The sequence below is a fragment of the Pseudanabaena cinerea FACHB-1277 genome (genome assembly GCF_014696345.1).
GTDB lineage: Bacteria > Cyanobacteriota > Cyanobacteriia > Pseudanabaenales > Pseudanabaenaceae > Pseudanabaena > Pseudanabaena cinerea.
The window spans coordinates 1-20,196 of the sequence record NZ_JACJPY010000026.1 but is presented as its reverse complement, the minus strand read 5'-3'; the positions used below and the strand labels follow the sequence as shown (position 1 = coordinate 20,196).

Here is a 20,196-nt window from a genome sequence, read left to right as displayed (position 1 = left end):
TCTTTTACCAAACCCTTGGCTTAAAGTCTGGGCTATTCGCAATAATTACCGAATCCCCTGCGGGTTGAATTAGCAATAGCCCTTCTTGGATGGCATATTCATTGACTCTTTCATCGATTTTAATACCCGCGACTGCTCCATAGAGTCTGTCATGTTTTCGTTTAGGAAATGCTTTCTTAAAACGTTCTAGGGTTTCTAAAAATCGTTTGACATCACGAACTTCCAAATGCGATTTTACTTCAATACCTTTTTCTTGAAATAGTCTTGCGGCGGCGGGTTTGATCAGATTTTCCACAAAATCTCCCCATCGACTCGTTAGCCCTCCTACTTGTTTGTTGGTTTGGGCAACTTGGATAGCTAGCTTAGCAATTTCTTGGCTGGTTTTTTCGAGTTGCTGGTCGATAGTCCGTTGACGCTCCTCAAAGCTTTCTCCCAATACTGACTCCAGTTCGGCGCGGCTACGTGTATCTGCACCTCCAGAGGCGGCATGGAGTGGGCTTTGCCTCCTGCCAACCCGAACTCACGTTAAATAGCGATCGCCAATTACTATAAGCTATCAGGATATTCACCCAATTCTCGTAGACGCGCCGCCAATCTTTCAGCCCTAAGTTTTTCAGCCTCAGCCCTTTGCTGTGCGGCTTCTTCAGGCAACAACACCAATGCACCCGATCGCTCGTAAAAGCGGAGCCAAGTTAAAGTCTCCCGATCTATTGTTCCCTGCCAAGTTCCTAGCCATAGCCCCAAGGACTCACACCATAGCCAACCCTGTTCATCGGCGGCGATCGCTTGGTAATCATTATTTCGATGCCATCTCTGTAACGAATTTGGGTCAAAGGGGTTATAAACAAAATAGTCTTGGGTCTTGAATATGCGATCGTACAACTGCTTCTTTAACCCCAAGTCGACATTGGCAGTGCTAGGAGACATCAGTTCAATAATCGTGTCGAGATAACGTCCTTCTTCTTCTATCTCTTTTGTTTCTGCTATTTCGCTAGTCGTCTGTTGGGAAATTGTGTTAACCATGTTTGAGAGCCAAGTTTGAGAACTAAGTTTGAGAACGAGCGAGATCAAACGGTATCAATATCTTAGCGAATCAGATTTTTAAAACAGGTCTTCCCAATTGAAAATCACTTCTGGAAATGCATTAATCGATAAAGTGTCACCCTGTTCATAGCGCCTTGTTCGTTTATAGCCCGATGCCGATGGTTGGCAATATCCTTCAATAATTTGCTGATTTACATCAAACAGCCACATTTCAGGAATACCATTAGCTGCATAGAGTGGCATTTTCACATCGCGGTCATAGGCGATCGTGCTGTCGGCAACTTCGATAATCAACAAAATATCGTCTGGCGTTGGTAAAGCATTAGCGTAAAAATCATCACGCCATTTGAGAATGGCAAGATCTGGCTGGGGTTGAGAATGATTGTTGACGATAATCGGGTTTTGCGTCCAGACAAATGCCCTATCCCCTAATTTAATTTGAAAATATCTTGTTGTTCTTGCAACACAAGCCGCGTGCTTGATACCAATCGGGGACATTTCTCTGATTTCTCCACTGATTAATTCATGGCGATCGCTGACAGCAAATACGCCTGTCTCGTACATAAGCTGATATTGCTTAGTTGTAAACTTATGGATATTGAGGCAAGGGTCAGAAATTACTAATTGGGCTGTCATCGAATTTCACCTAGATTTTGGTGGGTTTTGAGCAGACTAGGGTACAGATATTATTTTAGAGATTAGGGTTCTGCGATTTAATAAGTAACCAAATTTTTAGTGGCGCGGCGAAGCCGCGCCACTAAAAATCGGTTCTTTATTTTCTTGCGTAGCCCTTATGGCAAGAGGCGATCGCTTTAAAATAGAGTAGGCGATCACCTTCTCGCACCTTGAATAATGGCAAACATGGCAAATTAACGGACAAATTTCAGGCTCTCGGTATTCTTTACGAAGAAATCGGTGAATAGGCTTAGTACGGTGCGATCGCGGATTTTGATATTGGCGGTGAGAGACATCCCAGACTGGAGGCGAATTTCGCGATCGTTGACCTTGAGAGACTGCTTCTCAATTTCCACCTTGGCGGGGAAACGGTAGAAGGGATTAGCTTGATCGGGAGGCAGGGCATCGGAGCCAATCCAAGTCAACTTCCCTTTGACATCGCCAAATTCACTAAATGGGAAAGAATCTAGACGCACATCAACGGGCATTCCTTCCTTCACAAAGCCAATATCTTGATTGGTGATATATACCTTGGCGACTAACTGATCGTCAGGAACGATTTTCAGCACACTTTCCATCGTATTAGTATTTGCCACATAGCCCAAGCCTGCTTTCAATTCAAAGACAGTACCCGATGCAGGGGCGCGAAGTTCTTGATATTGCAGTGAAACCTGTGCCTGCTTGATTTGACCATCCACCTCTGCAAGACGCTTGCTATTGTCCACCAAAGCCTTAGTAAATTGACTATCGATTTCGGCGATCCGTTTGGTATTGTCGGCAATCTGTACGGTTAGCTCTTTGCGGGTGGTGTCAAAGGTGTTGGAAAGGCGAGATCGTCCCTCCGAGATCGCCGCATTGAGCCGCATTTCCTCCTGTTCCAACTGACGAATTTCTGACTCTGTATTTTGAACTTCTTCCTGCTGTTTCAAGAATTGAATGCGGGAGATGCCGCCTTGTTCTGCGACATCCTTAATGTCATTGAGAATGCGGCGATTAATTTCTAGAGATTCTAAACGCCCTGCACGGCGGGTGCGGGTTTGGTTTAGCTGTTCCGTTAATTGGGCGATGTTTGCCTCTGCCGCCTGCGCTCGCGAACCGAGTTCCGCCTGATTTGCCTGTAAGCGATCGAGTTGATCGCCCGATAGGCTGCCGCCACCGCCATTAACCTGCATCCGATAGAGTTGCGCTTCAGAGATCAATGCTTCACGGCTACGGGCTAATGCCAATACTTCCGCAGGAATTGTTAAACCAGAGGAGGGCAAGGGGGCGCGATCGCCATTGAGAATGGAGCGATAGAATTGATTCTCTTCGAGTAGTTGTTGCCGTAATTTGGTTAAAGATTCCAATTGTGCCTGTGCTGCGGTGGAATCAATGCGTAATAGCACCTGCCCTTCTTGGACTCTTTCGCCATCCTTGACCAAAATCTCCTTAAGCACGCCATTGGCAGGGGCGCGGACTTCCTTGACTGCGCCTTGGGGTTCTAGTTTGCCTTGAGCGGGTACAGATTCCTCAATTTTTGCTACTGCTGCCCAGATTAGCCCCAAGGAAACGGAGCCAACTAACGCCCATAAAATGCCTGTGATCCATTTGGGCGATTGCCGCAGTACTAGGGGCTGGTCAAAGGTTTGTACCGCGATCGCCTGTTTTTCTTGGGTGACTAATTCGCCATTCTGCTCGCCCTGTACGACTAGCGCCGAATTAAGGGCTTGATCGGAATTGCCATTACTAGAGAGATTGGTTGGACTTTTGCTATTGCCATTGTTCATTTTTCTACACCATTAGGGATTTTATGTTTTTGTTAACAGCATTATCAAATGCGGAAATTACGATTCACCCGCCGCTTCCTGTTGGCAATAGAGGGTGTAATAGCGCTCGCGCATTGCCATTAAATCCTGATGGTTGCCCTGCTCAACGACTCGTCCCGCATCCATCACCAAGATCAAATCAGCATTATGGATCGTGGCAAGACGGTGGGTGATAAAGAAGACCGTGCGTCCCCGAAATTCTTCGGCAAGATTAAGGCTCACCTGTCGCTCAGTGTTGTAATCGAGGGCGCTAGTCGCCTCATCCAAAATTAGCAACTGTGGCTTCTGTAAAACAGTACGGGCGATCGCAATGCGTTGACGTTGACCACCCGATAGGGATGCACCCCGCTCACCCACACGGGTTTCATAGCCCTGGGGCAACTGCATAATAAATTCATGGGCGCAAGCAATTCTGGCGGCATCGACAATCTCTTCGGGCGTGGCATCGGCATTGGTTAAAGCAATATTTTCTTGCACCGTGCCATCAAATAGTAATGTGTCTTGCAAAACTACCCCAATTTGGCGACGCAAAGAATAAAGCTCCACCTTACTAATGTCGTAATCATCGATCAAAATTCGCCCCGCTTCAGGCTCGTATAGCCGCGATAGCAACTTGGTTAAGGTGCTTTTACCAGCACCGCTCGCCCCCACCACACCCACAAACTTACCCGCCTCTATATCCAAGCTGACATTATTAAGTTGCAAGTTGCCATTAGCTGCAAAACGGAAGTTCACATTTTCATAGCGTACTGCCCCCGTAATGGCAGGCATGGGGATATTGCGGCGACCAGTTTCTTCCTGCTCTTGAGGGTGGTTAATGATATCGCTGAGGCGCTCTAAAGATAGAGCAGTTTCTTGGAAATTTTGCCAGAGTTGGATCAGGCGCAATAGAGGCGTGGTGGTATAGCCAGCAATAATTCTAAAGGCGATCAACTGTCCTAGAGTGAGTTGATTGTTAAGAACTAGATATGCGCCAACCCATAGCAATAAAAGGTTAGAGAGTTGATTGAGAAATTGGCTAGTTGAGGCGGCAGTGGTGGAGGTGACGACATTCTTGAAACCATCGGATACATAACGGGCATAGCGCCTCTGCCATTCCCATCGCGAGTTTAGCTCAATACTTTGCGCCTTTACGGTTTGAATGCCTGACATCACCTCAACCAAATAGGACTGTGTGGCAGCATTGCGTTCGGCTTTGCTGCGTAATTGCACCCGAATGATTGGTGACACAATGAAGGTCAGCAGCGCAAATAGCGGTACTGTCGCCAATGCCACAATTGTCAGCAGCCAACTGTAAAAGATCATCACCACAATGTAGATCACGGAGAAAACCGCATCAAGGACTACGGTGAGGGCTGTGCCTGTCAGGAATTGGCGAATATTTTCTAGTTCCCCAATACGGCTTGATAGTTCACCAACCGATCGCTTTTCAAAGTAACGCAGGGGCAGCCGCACCAGATGATCGATGGTTTCTGAGCCAAGGGTGAGATCGATGCGGTTGGTGGTGTTGACAAATAAATAGGTGCGGAGGGCGCTAATTATTGCTTCACAAACGGCGATCGTAATCAGCAAAACCCCCAAAGTATTCAGGGTGGCTGGGGCATTTTGAATAATGACCTTATCGATTACCACTTGGGTAATTAATGGATTTGCCAGACCCAGCAACTGCACAAAAAATGAAGCGACTAATACGGTGATTAGCGTACTTTTGTAACGCTTGATCGATGGCCAAAACCAACCAATGCCAAATTTTTGTTTGGGCGTATCCTTGGTGGGCTGGATCAATAGCACCTGTCCAGACTGACCCCAAAGATCGGCAAACTGCGCTGTCTTTTTGGTAACGATGCCCTGCTCTGGAATCCCTAGTACCAATTCCCGATCGCCAGTTTTGTATAAAATCGCAAAGGTATCTTGCCAAGGGATCATTGCTGGGGTTGGCACTTGGGCGATCGCATTGGCAGGGATAGTCACCAACTGTCCATTTAATCCCATCAGTTCCGCCACCGCACCGCATAGCTGCAAAGACAACTTAGGAGTGCGCGAAAATTGACTATCGATCGCCCGCTTGACCACATGACGATAAAAGGGGATTTGCCAATACCTTGCCAACATTTGAAAACAAGCGAGGGAGGCATCAACGGGGCCGCGTCCATAAAAATGCGGATATTCTGTGCCTTTGGGATCGGGGCGATCGCCCACCGATGGTAATTCGGGCGCATAGGGAATATCGAGATCCGTAATCTGGCGAGGCTCTGGCACAATTTCCGCCTTCACCGCAAAGGTATCCTTGATCCCCAAAAGCCTCACCGAACCGCCCTGCGGCACAACCAACACATCATCAGCTCCCTGCACCTCAATGCGACTCCCCACAGGCATCGCCACCTTGTCCGCACCACTAACCAACCAGACAAAATCCCGATCCAATTGATTGAGGGGAATTTTACCAGCGCCCCAAGTGATCACCACTGCCTCTGTCAAAGCAGCCCGCGCCATCTGGGGTAAGTTGCTAGGAGCCTGCGCCCGCCGCTCCATTTCCGTTGCCAATAGATCAAATACCTCCACCGAACGGGGCTGCACCGCAAACACTTCTCGAAAAGCAGGGTCGCGATCGCAAAAACTCAAAAAATCTGCGGCTTCTAGAGCTAGGCAAGTACTTTCAACTGAGGCAATGACCGTTTCGCAGGCAACATTGCGAATTAAGCTCAAGCTGCCCATCACTGCGCCAGATCGAAGAATCTCTAAGGTTGCAGGGGCAGTAGATTTAGGGACTTGTCCCAATAATCGCGCCTGTCCTTCCATCAAAAATAGTACCTGTGCAGGCATGGTTTCCCGCCGCAAAATTACCTGACCCATGCGATAGCGTAAAGGCTGCACCCTTTCGCTGATCTCCTTAACAATCGAGCGATCGCAGGACTTTAGCTCAGGCACAGTAAGCAGGAAATCTTTAATGGGATTGGTTGTGGCTGTCATGAAGGCTTTAGTAAATATCTAACAAAGAATCTAGATAATTAAATCTAATGTCACCTTAGTATAAGTTTGGGGCTTTATAAGTTAAGGATTCTTTAAGAACTTCTTTAGTTAAAAGCCAACGGACTCCAGATCTTCAGAAAAATCTGCCAAGGTAACAAAAGATGGCGATCGCGGCTTACTGGCAGGTTTAGGCAGCGTGATTGAATCAATGCTTGATATCAGCCCCTCAATTGTATTTACCTCAAGGTTGGGAGATGAGTCCGTAACATTTGAAATATGACTGCTATCAACCGATTTGTCACCCGATTTGGCACCAAAGTTATTGAACAAGTCATCATCCGTATTAAATGTCAATGTATCGTCATTAATCTGCCGCGTTTTTATGGCGCTGTCACTGTCAAAATCATCGATTAAATCACCCAGAGACAAATTTTCTTCAGCTTGCATTGCTATTTTTGGGGCAATATTAGACTCACTATTGCTAGAGCCGAAGCCATCAAAAAGATCAAATCCAGATGCTTCTGGCATTTCCGATGGAATTAATACATCTGGGCTAATTAATTCATTGACAACAGATTGAGAGCTTGGCTGCTCTTGTTGCTTATGGGGCAGATCCTTAGCCGTCGTTGATGAGATGACAAAATCATCGAATAATGCTTCGGCTGTAATATTACTATCAATACTTACCTCCAGCTCGGTGACATCAGCGCTAGGATCTGGAGTAACGATCTCTGTCTCATCTATTAACGAGTCATTAATTACTGGCTCATTAATTACTGGCTCATTAATTACTGGCTCATTAATTACTGGCTTATTAATTACTGGCTCATTAATTACTGACTCATTTAATAGCTCCGCGATCGCCTCCTCTGATAGTTTCTCTGATAGCTGTTTTGACAACTGCTCTAGTAGATCTTGGGAAACGTCTTGTATTGGCTCAGCCTCTACCGCGTCAACTAATAATGCCTTTGATGGTGGTTCAGGCGCATTTTCGGAAATGGCGTTGGTAATTTCTTCGGCAAGATCAAGGGTAATACCCTGATGCCGATCCTGTTGTCTATTGGTTGCGCGATCGCCCCCATCCGCAGTTTGGGCAGGCTCTAGAAATATTTTCGTAACCAGACGCACCTTAGCCTTTTGCCACTGCTGTCCTGGTTGCAAAATTGATAGATTTTGAATCACTTGATCACCATGCTCATCGGTATGACTAGATTCAGCGATCGCATCGAGCAAACTTCGCAAATTAGGATTAGAAGCAACCGCCGCAAATAGGAAACTAGGCTTGCTGATCACTTGAATTAATTCTGTGAGCGTAGTTAAGCAGCGCACTGTCCCCACCTGCTCATCGGTGAAACGTACAATTACATCCTGATATTCTTGGAGATTTTGCTGAATTTGCGACAAACTCTGCACCAGAATAACTCCCTTAGATGTATTAGCGAGGTTGATGTTAGAAGACGGCATTTTCTGGCTCAGCAATGCTGGTTCGGATAATTCTGAGGCTATAATATCAGCATCAGAACTAGTCCTGTTCTCAGCATTATTTTCCATGCTCTGTAACGTTTCCCCCTGAAAATCATTACGGCTTTGATTGGGGCGCTCTAACTCAATCTCCTGCTGCCATGCTAGGTAATTATTATCGGAACGGTAGGTCAAGATTTTCAGGCGTTTGATCTTTTCCACCTGCAAAATCAACATTCCACGCTGAATAATTGTGATCACCGCTTTGGGGTTAGGAATTTGCGATGCATACAAAGATATTCTCAAACAACTGCCAGCTAGTTCGGCGGTGGCATGAATCCCCTTAGAGGCTAACGATCGATTGATCAAGGCGGCGATCGCTTGGGGATCACCCTGCTTTGCCAAGTCCATAACGCTTAGTTGTGTCATACCCTATTCCAATTGACTACAAATTTTCTCAGCGTCTGCAAATGTCCCACCTGTACATATTATCCCAATTCACGAAGGTGTGCTAACACTTTTGCGAATTGAAAACCAAACCCAGTGAGGGTTTTTCACAATCACATAATTATTATGATTTGTTTGCTATCAAACAACGATGGCACTATGCACTGTTCAACAAAACTTAATATTATGGGCTGTCGCGCCTTGCAGGGCAAAGCAGTGATTAAAAGTATAAAAAGCCTCAAGGAGATCACAAACTCTCAAACTTAAGCCAATAAAAAGGCTGAAAGTATTTGCTTTGCAGCACTTTCAGCCTCTTATAGATTGTTGAATTGGCAATTAAAACCTCAACAGGCTATATTGCATATCCCAGAATGCAGGAGCTTAAATGTAAATCCATTACATCTCTTGCAAAATTCTGGCAAAACATTAGTCTTCGTATAAACGACACTCATCAGCGTCGGGATTGTTATCGCAGTATATTTCTAGGGAGTTTTTGGGCTTGGCAGGATCGGGTTGTGTGGCTTCTTCTGCCAACTGCTCTAAATTGTTCCATGCTTCAGAACACTCCTTAGAGCCAGTGCCAGTGATGTCACAGATCTCTCTAGTCTGCTGCAATTCTTCTTTGATCTTTTCAGTGGTGATATTGCTCATGTGTTTTGTCTGATGTCTATAACTTTAAATGCTAACAGAATGATGCTTGATAGGCATCATACATCGGGAGTAGGAACGATGGGACTATGTTAAGCAATTCCTAAGCTTGAGGCAAACATACCTGCAAGAACGATAAATCCGATCCAAACATTCTGCCCAAAAGCGTTTTGGTAAAAGTCGGTGGAGATTTCGATCTGAGTCAGTTGCTTGCATTGCCATGCCCATATTAAGGCCGCTGTCAAGCAAGCAAGGTAATAGGCGTAACCAAGTTGTAAATCTTGACCTAGCCAAACCAAGCAACTAAGGGCGATCGCCAAAAATATTGCTATAGCAAACGTTACATATTTGCCAAAAAAGAGGGCGCTAGAGTTAACCCCAACCTTGAGATCATCCTCGCGATCGCTCATGGCATAGACCGTATCAAAGCCCATTGTCCAAGCGATTACTGCCGCCCATAGCTCCCAAGCATAACTATCCAGATTCCCTGTGACCGCACTCCAAGGGATGAGTACCGCAAAGCCCCAAGCGATCGACAAAACTAGCTGCGGCACTGCGAAAAAACGCTTGCAAGCGGGGTAAATCGCAATCACTGGCACGGCGGCAAAGCAAAGCCCAAAACTGAGGGGCGTGAGATATGTGGATAGTAAAAAGGCGCAGATGGTCGCCACTAGCAATACGCCGATGCCCACCTGTATGGATAGCGATCGCTCGGCAAGAGGGCGGTTTTTTGTACGCGCCACAAGAGGGTCAATATCGCGATCCCATAGGTCATTAACCACGCAACCTGCGGCACTAGTTGCCAAACTGCCAAGGATCACCACGACAATCATTTGCAGGGGTGGTAATTGCTGTTGGGACTTAGAGGCGGCAACCACTGACCAAAGTGCGGGCAACATCAAAATTAGGCGACCTGCGGGTTTATGCCATCGCAGAAGGCGGATCACTTTTAGCCATGTTGATTCTGGTGGTGGGGCATTGTGGCTAAGATCGGGAGTCATGTTTGGGGTCATGGCGAATTAAGCAAAGTTGCGGATTACACAAGTTTTCAGGATTGTTAATATTTTATTGGGCTACGAGCATCAATGTCAGCATCTATTATCTAAAAATTTTCACAAGAAACTTCATAGAAACTTTCATAAAAACTTTCATAAAAATATTTAGTAACGTTGCAGGTTATTGAAATGCTCTTAAAGAAACTTAATAAACTTAATAGATCTAGTTTTACCATTCCCAAGTCCATAACAGGCTTCATGCTAGGCATATTTCTGTCGATGGGAATAAGTGGCGATGGACGGGCGATCGCTGACAATAACAGCAATGAGTTAAAGAACGATCTGCAAACGGGGTTAATTGATCAATTGGGAAATGATCAGACCTGTGCAGACACTGGCGGTATTCTTGCCTATGCTGAGACTAAGGACTATGGGTTATACATTTGCGCGGATATTAACGATCCGCGTCAGCCAAAGCATTATCGCAGTGTCAATAAAAATGGCTCGCCTGGGGTGCGCCTAACCGCCAGAACCTATAACCCTAACCAAGGCAATTATTTCGAGTTTTACAATGGCGACTATGTATATATGCTCCAGTTACCATCAGCGCAGATTAAGCAACCATTGTTAGTTGTGGAGTTTCCCGATGGAGATGGCTATGAGCAGAAAATTACGCGCCTTTTGTTAAGTCAAGAATTGCTACAGCACTTGGCACTTCAATCAAATCGCCTAAGAGTCAAAACTTTCAATGTTTTTTAGTCTTTTACTTAGGAACCGATTGAATAGAGAAAAGTGCAACTCGTGCATCAATACATAAGAGCAAGGAATCAAAAATAGGGTTAGCAAAGTCGCTAGGGCTAACCCTGAGAAGATGACAATGCCTAAGGGTTGTAGAAATTCGCCGCCATCACCGCCCCCCAATGCTAGGGGAAAAGCCCCAACTACCGTTGTAATCGTTGTCATCAAAATTGGGCGTAATCTTGTGGGAGCCGCTTGCAGCATAGCTTGCATCCGACTACATTTTTGTTGATCGCGGATTTGATTGGCGAGTTCTACTAGCACGATCGCGTTGTTTACGACAATTCCAATCAGTAGAATTACGCCAATCACCACCATTACATTAATAGAACTACCCGTAACATATAGCCCAAAGATGCCCCCTGCCAGAGCTAGGGGAATTGTCAGCATAATTACGAGGGGATCGATAAGGGAGTTGTACTGCACCGCCATAACCACAAACACAAGGAAGGCGGCTAGTACACCTAAAACAATAAAAGCTTGGGAAAGATTGGCATTGGCAACTTTGGCGCTACTAGGCAAAACCGTCACCCCTTCTGGCAAAGTGACATTTTTAAGTATATCTTCTGTTTGCTGGAGTGCCTGACTTAGGCTTGCGCCACGCTCGATGCTGCCCAAAATTAAATAAACTTGGCGCTGGTTAATGCGTTGGATTTCACCAGGGGCGCGACCTTGGCGGATGGTTGCCACATCGGACAGGCGTACAGGGCGATTATTGCTAACAAATAGGGGCAGTTGTTGCAATTGTGAAGCATTTTGTCGCAAGGCGGGGGGAAGTTGTAACCGCACATCCACAAGGCGATCGCCGCGTTGAATTTGGGTTGGGACGGAACCCGTGATTGCAGCTTGCAAGGTTGCACCGATGGATTGCGTGGATAGTCCTAGGGATTGAATGCGTTCCCAATCAGGCAGGATCTGCAATTCAGGCTGTCTTGCGTCAATATCAGGACGGAAATTTGCGCCTGTGACCTTCTCCAGTTGCGTAAGTACCTCAGATCCCGCTTGTGCCAATAATTCGGGATCACTGCCCTGCAATACCACGTCAATGTCGGTGCGTGGGACTGGTGAATTATTCACAATAATGCCGCGCACCTGTCCAGGATTTACCCGCACCCGCACACCTGCCAAATTTAATTTAGCAATTTCGGCATTCACTCGCTGGATCATCCCCGTGAGGTCAGCTTGGGGTTTGAGGGTAATCGTACTGCCACCACGCAAGGGGTTAGCGGTAACGTTACTACCAAAGGAAGAGCCGCCAATGGTGGTAAAGGCATAGGCAACTTCGGGCTGTTGCAGCAATATTTCATCGATCATACCCATAACAGTGCGATTTTGAGCAAGGGTAGTGCCAGGAGGAAACTGAGCGCTAACACTGACATCGCCAGTTTTGACTTGAGGGATAATTTCTTGGGGCAGTTGCGACCCCATGATCAAACCGCCGCCACCAAGGATTGCAAATATGGCAACGATCACCAATAGCCGATAATGCACGATCTTGGCGAGAAAACCTGCATAACCAAGGGTGGCGGCGGCGAAACGATGTTCAAATGTACGCATGAACCAAGTTTCGTTGAGGCGGCTCGACCAAGGAATCGCCAATAGGCGGGAGGCTAACATTGGCACAACGGTCACGGAGATCGCAATGGAAGCGGCAACGGCAAAGCTAATGGTCAGAATTAATTGATTGAATAGTAATGATAAAAAACCACCAAGTAAGAGAAATGGCAAAATAACCACGAGGTTAGTGCTGGTGGAGGCTATCAGGGCAGATTCAACTTCTGTACTGCTGGCTTGGGCTTGATAAATTACATCAAAGTCACCTTCTCCCGCTTGAAATTTGCGCTTCATACGATCCATTCCAATTGTGATGTTTTCTAGCATGACAATGGAATTATCGACAACAATACCTACGCCTAGAGCCAATCCTCCTAAGCTAAATAGATTGAGGGAGAAGCCAAAGATACCCATGCAGATCACGGCGGCGAGGGTGGCGAGGGGTATGGCAAGGCTGATAATCAGGGTTTGACGCAATGAACCAAGGAATAAAAATACGGCGATCGCGGCGAGGGCTGCCCCGATCAAGCCCGATGAGATGACATTGGCAACGGAAGCTCTTATTAATCTTGACTCGTCAAGGGTGGCGGTTAATTCGGCATCATCGGGAATTATCCCCCGATCTTGTAATGATTTAATCTTCTGTTTAAGGCGATCAATTACTTCAATTGTGTTGGCATCAGCCTGTTTGGTGACTACCAATTTAATTGCTTCGACCCCATTCAGGTTCGAGAAAACTCTTTGTTCTTCAGTACCATCAATAATCTCGGCAAAGTCCCTAAGATATACCTGTTTAACCGTGCCATTACTATTCTGAGTGGCATTGCGGACAATAAATGAAAGATTCTCAATCTCGCGCACATTTTGGAACTTACCGATCGCTCTGGTTAAAGGCTCCACCGCGCCATTGCGTAAACGGCCTGATGAAACGTCAATGTTGCGATCGCGCAGGGTATTAACCACATCGTTAACATTTAGCCCCAAAGCTTGCAGCCTTTGCAAGTCGAGATTAATTTGTACCTCCTCTTTGACCCCGCCCACCACATCAACCCCAGCGACCCCTGGGACAATCGCCAGTTCTCGCCCTAGTTCTTCATCGGCGAAGATGCGTAACTGCGATAAAGAGAGGGAAGGGGAAGAGAGCGAAAATTCATAAATTGGTAATTGTGAAGGATCGAACTTGAATATGCGAACATCCTCGATCTCGTCAGGTAAGCGGCTGCGCCCTCGGTTGAAACTGGCTACGGCATCATTGAGGGCTTGGTCAACATTACTACCTGCCTCAAAAAATAAATCAACCCTGACCTGACCTTCACGGGTACGGGAAAAGAGTTGGTTGACCCCTTCCGTAATTGCTAAAACCTCTTCGAGGGGTTTGGTAACTTCCGTAATTGCCACCTCTGGCGTAATCCCAGGAATGCTAACCTGTACACCAATACGCGGATAAACGATTGCAGGTAAGAGATCTACTTGCAATCGTCCGATATAAAAAGCACCCATCACCAAAATGGCGATCGTTAACATCAATGTGCCGATGTGACGGCGAATGGCTAAGGCACTGATACTAAAGCCAACAGGTTGCGGGGCTACACTTGGCGGCGCAGATTCTAGATCGCTCATGGATTACCTCTTGACTAATTATGAAAATTAAGGAAATTAAAGGTCTGACAACACGCTAATCTTAACCGTATCGCCATCTTTGAGCTTGCCGCCACTGCGTACCACAACGCGATCGCCCTCTTGCAGACCCGAACGGATTGCCACTTTGCCATCACGGCGATCGCCTAGAGTGACTTTTCTTGCCACGACCTTAGGTGCTTGGGGATCGCCCGTCAGTACAAATAGGGTGGCTGGCTGTCCACCATCTGCCTGATTGGGCTTGCCACGGGTTGCACTATTGCGAGAGCCTTTAGGATTCTTAGAGTCAGCTTGAGGGGTTGGGGCAGCAGCAGGTGATGCTTGCGTTGCAGGATTCGCCGATGGGTTTGGTTTGCCCCTCTGCCCAGAACGACCTGACGCTTCTAAGGCAGTCTCGGCGATGACGATCTGTTGAGCTTGAGTATTGGCAAACTGCACCCTCGCAAGCTGTCCACTTCCCAATCGACTATCGCGATTAGTTACTACGACCTCCACAGGGATTAATCTTGCCACCGCATCAGCCACAGGGGAAATGCGCCGCACCGTACCCGTAAATTTTTGATTGGGAAAGGTGTCAAATTTGACATTTACGGCTTGATTGAGACGAATATTGCCGATTTCCAGTTCGGACACCTGCACGATTACTTTAACTTCGCTAAAATCACCCAACTTCACCACCTCATTACCCGCAAATAGTAAGCTGCCAGTCTCGCTGACCCGCTCTAAGACAACGCCATCAAAGGGAGCTGTGATGGTGGTATAAGACTGGCGCTCCTGCTCCCTCAATCTGATTGCTTCTTGGACTAAAACCCTTTGCGAAGAAGAACCCACCGACTGCTCTTGCAACTTTACCTGTTGTTCTGCCGATCGCAATGCCTGCTCTAGGGTTTGTCGCTTTGTGATCGCTGTTTCAGCAATTTGAGAGGAAACTGCGCCCTCTTTCGCCAATTGAGTAAAACGGTTGGCATCCAGCACCGCCTGTTGATATTCCAGTCTGGCACGTTCCACTTGGGCGCGGGCATTACCAACGGCAGCATTCGCCTGTGATACTTCCGCCTCCCGCGCTGCCACTTCCGCATCTGCTTGCAAAACTGTTGCCGACAGCACCGTATCATCTAGCTGTCCGATGATCTGCCCCACTTCCACACGATCGCCCACATCCACTGCCAAATCTAGCAATCGTCCTTCGATGCGCGATCGCACTGCCACTTCACGGATCGGTGCAGTTGTACCTGTGTATTCGGCATTTTCCTGAAGGACACCCAACTTGGCAACCGCAACATCTACAGCTATAGCTTGTTTTTGGTTTTGTGGTTGCGCTTGGGTAGCATCTTTTGCAGCATTACAGCCAACTGTGCCAACTGATAAGCCAGCGATCGCCACTAACGTCCAAATAGCTTTCATAGGAATATGAGGGGAAAGAGGGCAAATGTTAAAATTTATAAAGACATTCTAAAGTATTAAGGTTTGCTTACAACTATAAACCCTTGGAAATCACCCGATCGAGTTACAGCCCATTGGGTCTTGGGGGGACTCCCGAAAGAATTTAAAAACCTCTCTCAGTGCCGCATTTCAAAATATTTCTAGATTGTTAGTCAATGCTTCGTGCTGTATCAAGGCGGCGCAAAATTGAATTTGTGGGGGTGGTATTAATTATTTCTGAAATTGAATTTTCGGCACTGAATTTTCCAGATGTCGTAGTAGCGGCGATATCGCGAAGAATGCCATGGGCAAGCATCGACAAGCCGATCGCTGTAATCAAGATTTCGGCAAGATTTTGAGCTGTAATCAGCCAATCTGCGCCGCGATCGCTGCCCATTAGCCCTGACAAAACCGCAATCCCCAAAATCAGCAAGAGCCAAATATAGCCCTTTTGAATGGGATATTTATTAACTAAACTGAGACCCAAAATGCTGCTGATGCTGCCAGCGATCGCGGCATCTAACCATTGCCAAGGAGAGCAGAGTAAGGCGATTGCCTGCACCAAAAACAATGGGGCAACGATCGATCTCCATGCCATTTTCTGCATATACCTAGCGATGACAGCCCTTTGAATTTCTAACAGCGATCGCAATACATTCACTGATATTAATGATTTCCCCTCTAGGTTCAGCAGATCTAAGATGCGCGATTTGAGAGTCTGCACATCGGGTTTTGGCTTTTCCCAAATTTCTTGACGATCTTGGCGATCGGCATATTGCACCCTTACCCGCAAGGGTTGTGGCTCAGCAACGGTCAAAATAATTTCCGATGGCGAGATTAATTTTTGTAATTCAGCACTCTGTAAGGACTGATGTATAACTTGCCGATCTAGGTCTGTATAGAGGTCGGTCTTATTAAAAACCAGCAGAATTGGTTTAGCGCAGCTCTGCAATTGGGCGATCGCCTCCTGTTCTAAGCGCGTCATCGCCCCTGCAATCACAAACAAGATTAAATCCGCTTGCTTAGCAGCATCCAGCGCGATCGCTGCCCTTATTGCACCATCAATTTCATCAATGCCTTGGGTATCGATCAATTGCAGGTTGATTTTTTTAGATGTGGGTTGCCAATCATAGGTGATCACATCTTGGGTCACGCCATTGATTGCACCTGTTGCCCCCAAGCGATCGCCCAACAACGCATTAACTAGGGAAGTTTTACCCGTTGATACTTTCCCAAATACGGCGATCGCCATGGTACAGCGATCAATTTTAGATATTAAGTTCTCAATTCTTTGGGTCTCAGATTCCTCAAGCTCCTGCCTAAATAGCTTTTGATAGCCAATTAGGCGATCGCGCACCAATTCGATATTCATGAAATATTCACACAACAAATCATCTCTAGCCGACTGGTGAGATGAGCTTACAGAAATCCCACTGCGCCGCCTAGCAGTATGCCCATAGCCGAGATCAATATTGGATGAATGACGATCGCCCAAATTAAGGGGATTTGGATACCCTCGCAGAGGGGAAAAGCTAAACGGGCGATCGCCGCATTCATCAATAGGAAACTAATAACCCAAACAGGGATCAAACGCAGATTTAGCCCCACCAGAGCGATCCAAGTAAATATATTGGTGATCGCCACAATACCTACCCCCTGCACCCATGCCCGCCCCGAACTAATGGGGCGATCGGTTGAAATCCAGACCAGCCCTAGCCATGTCAAAGATGCTAGCAATCCACAGGCGATCGCATCAAAAATAAACTGCATAAATTATCCTATTGCTATTCATTTAGCCATTTTAGAGCTACTCAATTCTAGCGGGAATCCCTTGACGGCGAAGTTGTTCTAGGCTTTGCTGAGCGGCATTAGGATCACGATAGGAGCCGACCTGTACCTGTCCATCAGGGCGTACAAAAGCGTTCTTTTCCACCTGCTGAGCGCTAGCAGCATAGCCATTTTCTACCACTACTCGATAGCTAGCACTAGGAGCCGATGGGGGGACGGTCTGAGGATTAGCAGACAAGGGGGCTGCATATTTGACAGCAGTTCTTGCAGGGGCGGCAGATTTGGGAGCGGCGGCGGCTGTTGGCGCGGCTGGGGCAGAACGGCTGGGAGTGCTAGCACTAGAATTACCGCTAGGGCTAACGCGCCTAACTGGTTGGGGTGCAGGCTCTCTGTAGGGTTCCCTCGCGGGAGGATTGTCGCGATCACTTGGTTCGGGTTCGCGCTGGATCGGCGCTAAAACTGGAGAGAAAGGGGCAGCAGCAGTCGGGGCTGAACGGAAAAAGTTTGTGGATGGCACTGTTCGCAAAGAACTTGGATTCCCATTCGGCACAAATAGTCCCGATGGCTTGACGCTCGAATTACTACCTAAAGCATTGGTTTTATTAATTGTGTCGGTTTTCAGATCTGCTTTAGGATCAATTTTTAAATTTTGTTGATTGAGATCACTCAAACTAGTTAAGGGGCGATCGCCGCTCGTAAATGGCACAGGGGAAATCAAAGCCTGATCGACTTTACTAGCGGCATTATTCACCACATTAGGATCAGCAAGGGACTGAGAAGAATTAGAATTATGATCTGGCTTAAATAACTTCATGACACTAGAAGGATCAACCAGCAAGTAACCGATCGCCGCACTAGAAAACAGCAACAGCAACAAAGAAATAATGCCCACTGGATTTAGCAAGCTGTGCAAAGCGCTTTGGGAAGGGTTAGTTATTTGTTGAACTGCTGATCCAGCTAAATTCTGCTCATTGTCGCTGTAATATTCTGCATAGTCATTGGCGAAGTTTTGCAAAATGGCATCATCATCAAGGGTTGAAGCTTGAGCCATCGGTTTGATGACTTCGGGAGCCGAAGCGGTCCGAGGTTCGGCAGCATTACTTGAATTTAACGATACATTTGTCGATACAGTTGACTTTGCGTTTGATTGGCGATGAACCTGCTGCTCGACATAGGCTTCTAGGTTAGCCAAATTTTCATAGCTCAAGTTATTGAATTCAACAACTTGATTATCGAGAGGAGGCATTGTGTTGAGAGTCGGCATCATTGGCATTTTCAGCGTATTGCCTGAACTCGTAAGCCTTGAATCGCCTTTGAGATCACCCGTAGAGGATGGCGGCGTTAATTCTGCCAAGCTTGCCGCAGTCCAGACTGAATCCACAGATACGACTCTTGGTCTAAAGGGGTTGAGATAGGAAATAGTTTGCCCATTTTCTTGCCAATGGCGATAGCGATCCAACTCATCATTGAGGTTGGCATCTAGACCATTCAACGCGGTTTGTAAAATTGACGAATGGGCGATCGCAGGCGTTAGCTCAGCCTCAGCATAGGCAACTCGGTGACTGGTTTTGGTGGGGGAAATCGGACTTAATGTTTGCATATTCTTTACCTCAAGCAATAGCGGCGGTTTGAGCTAGGTAAATGTCTCGGATATCTTCGGGGATAGCCTCCTCTAAAGCGCTATAGGCTTTGTTGAGGAGATTTTTCACGTCATTAGCAGAGATATTTTCCCCTTCGGCGTGCAGATAAGCGGCGATGCGCGTGGGACTCCACTGAAAAGTTTGTGACAGCAATAAGATCAGACGTAAATTGCCTGCAATCTGATTTAGAGCCTGATTAAGATAGCACCAAAATACTGGCGGCGTATCCTTGAGTGAATATTGAATTTCTTCAACGGGCGGCACTTCGGCGCGGTTGATCATCATTGCGGCGATATTAATTAACCAACTTTGCAAAGATAGGCTGGGTGTATTTGCTCGCAAATCAAGTACGCGCATCTCGTGATAGATATATTCCCAAGTTTTGACAAATAAATAGTCAGACTGCACTGGCGATCGCGTGGCAGTGCCAATGAGGGTATATAGCACCTGTCCATAACGACAGAAAATTGCCGCAAAATACTGTCCCTCATCAGGATGTCGCTGAAATAGGGTGACAAGTTCGCGATCGCTTTTCTGGAAAAGCGCTTGAATCTTGGGATGATGAATTTCGGGTAAGGGAGGAAGCTGCACGGTCACGGCTATGTTCAGCTCACTTTTGAGGTTTGCAATTTGAATGCACACATACTAGCAGCAAAGTATGATAATGCAACCCGTAGTTCGTACTATATTGTAAACAAAAATTTTGTCTGCAACCCCATATCGACAATGTTACCCAAATGTTAAGCGGTATTATGTAATGTAACAGCCTCTGACAGCCTGTTGCGCTCACAGCACAAGGCACTATAAGTAGGGCTTGCTGAAAAAGTAATTAGGAGGCAGGAAGAATGCAAGTAGAAAAAGGAGACCACAGGACAGGCAAGACAGGAAATCGCCGAAATCGGGAAGAGATAGCAGAAAAGATAAAAAACGACTTCCCAAATTGAAAAATAAAGTACTGTCGGCAAAGCATAAACCAAGCAAAAAATAAAAAAGCAAGCTGCTTGAGCAGCGCTTCTAGATTCATGACCAAAAAGGTGATAGCGATCGCCGTTTCCGAAGTATTGGCTAACTTGGTCATGACCCGATTTAAACTAAACCGTCGTTTCGCCTGCCCAAACTTACCTTCAATTTGATTGCGAACCTTTGCATCGGCGAGAGTTTGCTTGCGAATAGCCGCCAAATCATCAGGTACAGGTCTGCCCAAAGGCGTAGCCGTAATCCTTATACCCCGATTTCGACAATAGGCGCGATTGCTACGAGTGCGATAAATCTGGTCAACATAGACCGCTTCAGGATAATGTCCAAAGCGAG

At 46.7% G+C, this 20,196-nt stretch carries 15 protein-coding genes and 1 pseudogene; 1 reads left to right on the top strand and 15 read right to left on the bottom strand.

Translation table 11 applies throughout. The annotated features are described in order from the left end of the window. Positions 1-4: 4 nt before the first annotated feature. From H6F44_RS10005 to H6F44_RS09970, 8 genes and pseudogenes are all read right to left on the bottom strand, one after another. Positions 5-436 carry a DUF3782 domain-containing protein gene (locus H6F44_RS10005; protein WP_242016520.1) on the bottom strand — a complete coding sequence of 144 codons (432 nt, stop codon included), beginning with the start codon at positions 434-436 and terminating at the stop codon, positions 5-7. Between the two features lie 110 nt (positions 437-546). After that, positions 547-966, bottom strand: a pseudogene (locus H6F44_RS10000) (Uma2 family endonuclease); the annotation flags it as partial. A gap of 135 nt (positions 967-1,101) precedes the next feature. Next, entirely contained in the window at positions 1,102-1,680 is a 579-nt protein-coding gene (locus tag H6F44_RS09995; RefSeq protein WP_190350813.1) for a Uma2 family endonuclease, read from the bottom strand. A 233-nt stretch (positions 1,681-1,913) separates the two neighbouring features. Continuing rightward, complete coding sequence (locus tag H6F44_RS09990) at positions 1,914-3,485, bottom strand: HlyD family efflux transporter periplasmic adaptor subunit (protein ID WP_190350812.1); 1,572 nt, start codon at positions 3,483-3,485, stop codon at positions 1,914-1,916. A 57-nt stretch (positions 3,486-3,542) separates the two neighbouring features. Next, complete coding sequence (locus H6F44_RS09985) at positions 3,543-6,494, bottom strand: peptidase domain-containing ABC transporter (protein ID WP_190350811.1); 2,952 nt, start codon at positions 6,492-6,494, stop codon at positions 3,543-3,545. Between the two features lie 108 nt (positions 6,495-6,602). Continuing rightward, positions 6,603-8,384, bottom strand: a complete 1,782-nt coding sequence (locus H6F44_RS09980; RefSeq protein ID WP_190350810.1) for a hypothetical protein — start codon at positions 8,382-8,384, stop codon at positions 6,603-6,605. 444 nt (positions 8,385-8,828) lie between these two features. Then, entirely contained in the window at positions 8,829-9,053 is a 225-nt protein-coding gene (locus H6F44_RS09975; RefSeq protein ID WP_190350809.1) for a Calvin cycle protein CP12, read from the bottom strand. A gap of 89 nt (positions 9,054-9,142) precedes the next feature. Further along, positions 9,143-10,063 (bottom strand): 4-hydroxybenzoate solanesyltransferase, encoded by a 921-nt coding sequence (locus H6F44_RS09970; protein WP_242016519.1) that lies wholly within the window; start codon positions 10,061-10,063, stop codon positions 9,143-9,145. Positions 10,064-10,234: 171 nt separating this feature from the next. Between H6F44_RS09970 and H6F44_RS09965 the strand changes: the two genes are divergently transcribed. Beyond that, entirely contained in the window at positions 10,235-10,804 is a 570-nt protein-coding gene (locus tag H6F44_RS09965; protein ID WP_190350808.1) for a hypothetical protein, read from the top strand. Here the strand turns inward: H6F44_RS09965 and H6F44_RS09960 are convergent. The 7 genes from H6F44_RS09960 to H6F44_RS09930 all read right to left on the bottom strand — a co-directional run. Next, positions 10,775-14,017: an efflux RND transporter permease subunit gene (locus H6F44_RS09960; RefSeq protein ID WP_190350807.1), complete on the bottom strand. Its 3,243-nt coding sequence runs from the start codon at positions 14,015-14,017 to the stop codon at positions 10,775-10,777. The two genes, H6F44_RS09965 and H6F44_RS09960, sit on opposite strands and share 30 nt — an antisense overlap. 36 nt (positions 14,018-14,053) lie before the next feature. After that, a complete protein-coding gene (locus H6F44_RS09955) occupies positions 14,054-15,439 on the bottom strand; it encodes an efflux RND transporter periplasmic adaptor subunit (RefSeq protein ID WP_190350806.1) in 1,386 nt (461 codons plus the stop codon). 187 nt (positions 15,440-15,626) lie between these two features. After that, a complete protein-coding gene (locus H6F44_RS09950) occupies positions 15,627-16,952 on the bottom strand; it encodes an Era-like GTP-binding protein (RefSeq protein WP_190350805.1) in 1,326 nt (441 codons plus the stop codon). Then, a complete protein-coding gene (locus H6F44_RS09945; RefSeq protein WP_190350804.1) occupies positions 16,877-17,227 on the bottom strand; it encodes a hypothetical protein in 351 nt (116 codons plus the stop codon). The genes H6F44_RS09950 and H6F44_RS09945 overlap by 76 nt, the downstream gene beginning before the upstream one ends. Positions 17,228-17,264: 37 nt before the next feature. Further along, positions 17,265-18,845, bottom strand: a complete 1,581-nt coding sequence (locus H6F44_RS09940; protein ID WP_190350803.1) for an SPOR domain-containing protein — start codon at positions 18,843-18,845, stop codon at positions 17,265-17,267. Positions 18,846-18,855: 10 nt separating this feature from the next. Next, positions 18,856-19,476 carry an RNA polymerase sigma factor gene (locus tag H6F44_RS09935; RefSeq protein ID WP_190350802.1) on the bottom strand — a complete coding sequence of 207 codons (621 nt, stop codon included), beginning with the start codon at positions 19,474-19,476 and terminating at the stop codon, positions 18,856-18,858. Between the two features lie 238 nt (positions 19,477-19,714). Beyond that, positions 19,715-20,196: transposase (locus H6F44_RS09930; protein WP_407681869.1), on the bottom strand; the 482-nt coding region annotated here is incomplete at its 5' end.

Excerpts from the sequence above, each read along its gene's own strand:
- H6F44_RS09995 (WP_190350813.1), bottom strand. The coding sequence starts at position 1,680 with ATGACAGCCCAATTAGTAATTTCTGACCCTTGCCTCAATATCCATAAG.
- H6F44_RS09990 (WP_190350812.1), bottom strand. The coding sequence starts at position 3,485 with ATGAACAATGGCAATAGCAAAAGTCCAACCAATCTCTCTAGTAATGGC.
- H6F44_RS09985 (WP_190350811.1), bottom strand. The coding sequence starts at position 6,494 with ATGACAGCCACAACCAATCCCATTAAAGATTTCCTGCTTACTGTGCCT.
- H6F44_RS09980 (WP_190350810.1), bottom strand. The coding sequence starts at position 8,384 with ATGACACAACTAAGCGTTATGGACTTGGCAAAGCAGGGTGATCCCCAA.
- H6F44_RS09975 (WP_190350809.1), bottom strand. The coding sequence starts at position 9,053 with ATGAGCAATATCACCACTGAAAAGATCAAAGAAGAATTGCAGCAGACT.
- H6F44_RS09970 (WP_242016519.1), bottom strand. The coding sequence starts at position 10,063 with ATGACCCCAAACATGACTCCCGATCTTAGCCACAATGCCCCACCACCA.
- H6F44_RS09965 (WP_190350808.1), top strand. The coding sequence starts at position 10,235 with ATGCTCTTAAAGAAACTTAATAAACTTAATAGATCTAGTTTTACCATT.
- H6F44_RS09960 (WP_190350807.1), bottom strand. The coding sequence starts at position 14,017 with ATGAGCGATCTAGAATCTGCGCCGCCAAGTGTAGCCCCGCAACCTGTT.
- H6F44_RS09955 (WP_190350806.1), bottom strand. The coding sequence starts at position 15,439 with ATGAAAGCTATTTGGACGTTAGTGGCGATCGCTGGCTTATCAGTTGGC.
- H6F44_RS09945 (WP_190350804.1), bottom strand. The coding sequence starts at position 17,227 with ATGCAGTTTATTTTTGATGCGATCGCCTGTGGATTGCTAGCATCTTTG.
- H6F44_RS09940 (WP_190350803.1), bottom strand. The coding sequence starts at position 18,845 with ATGCAAACATTAAGTCCGATTTCCCCCACCAAAACCAGTCACCGAGTT.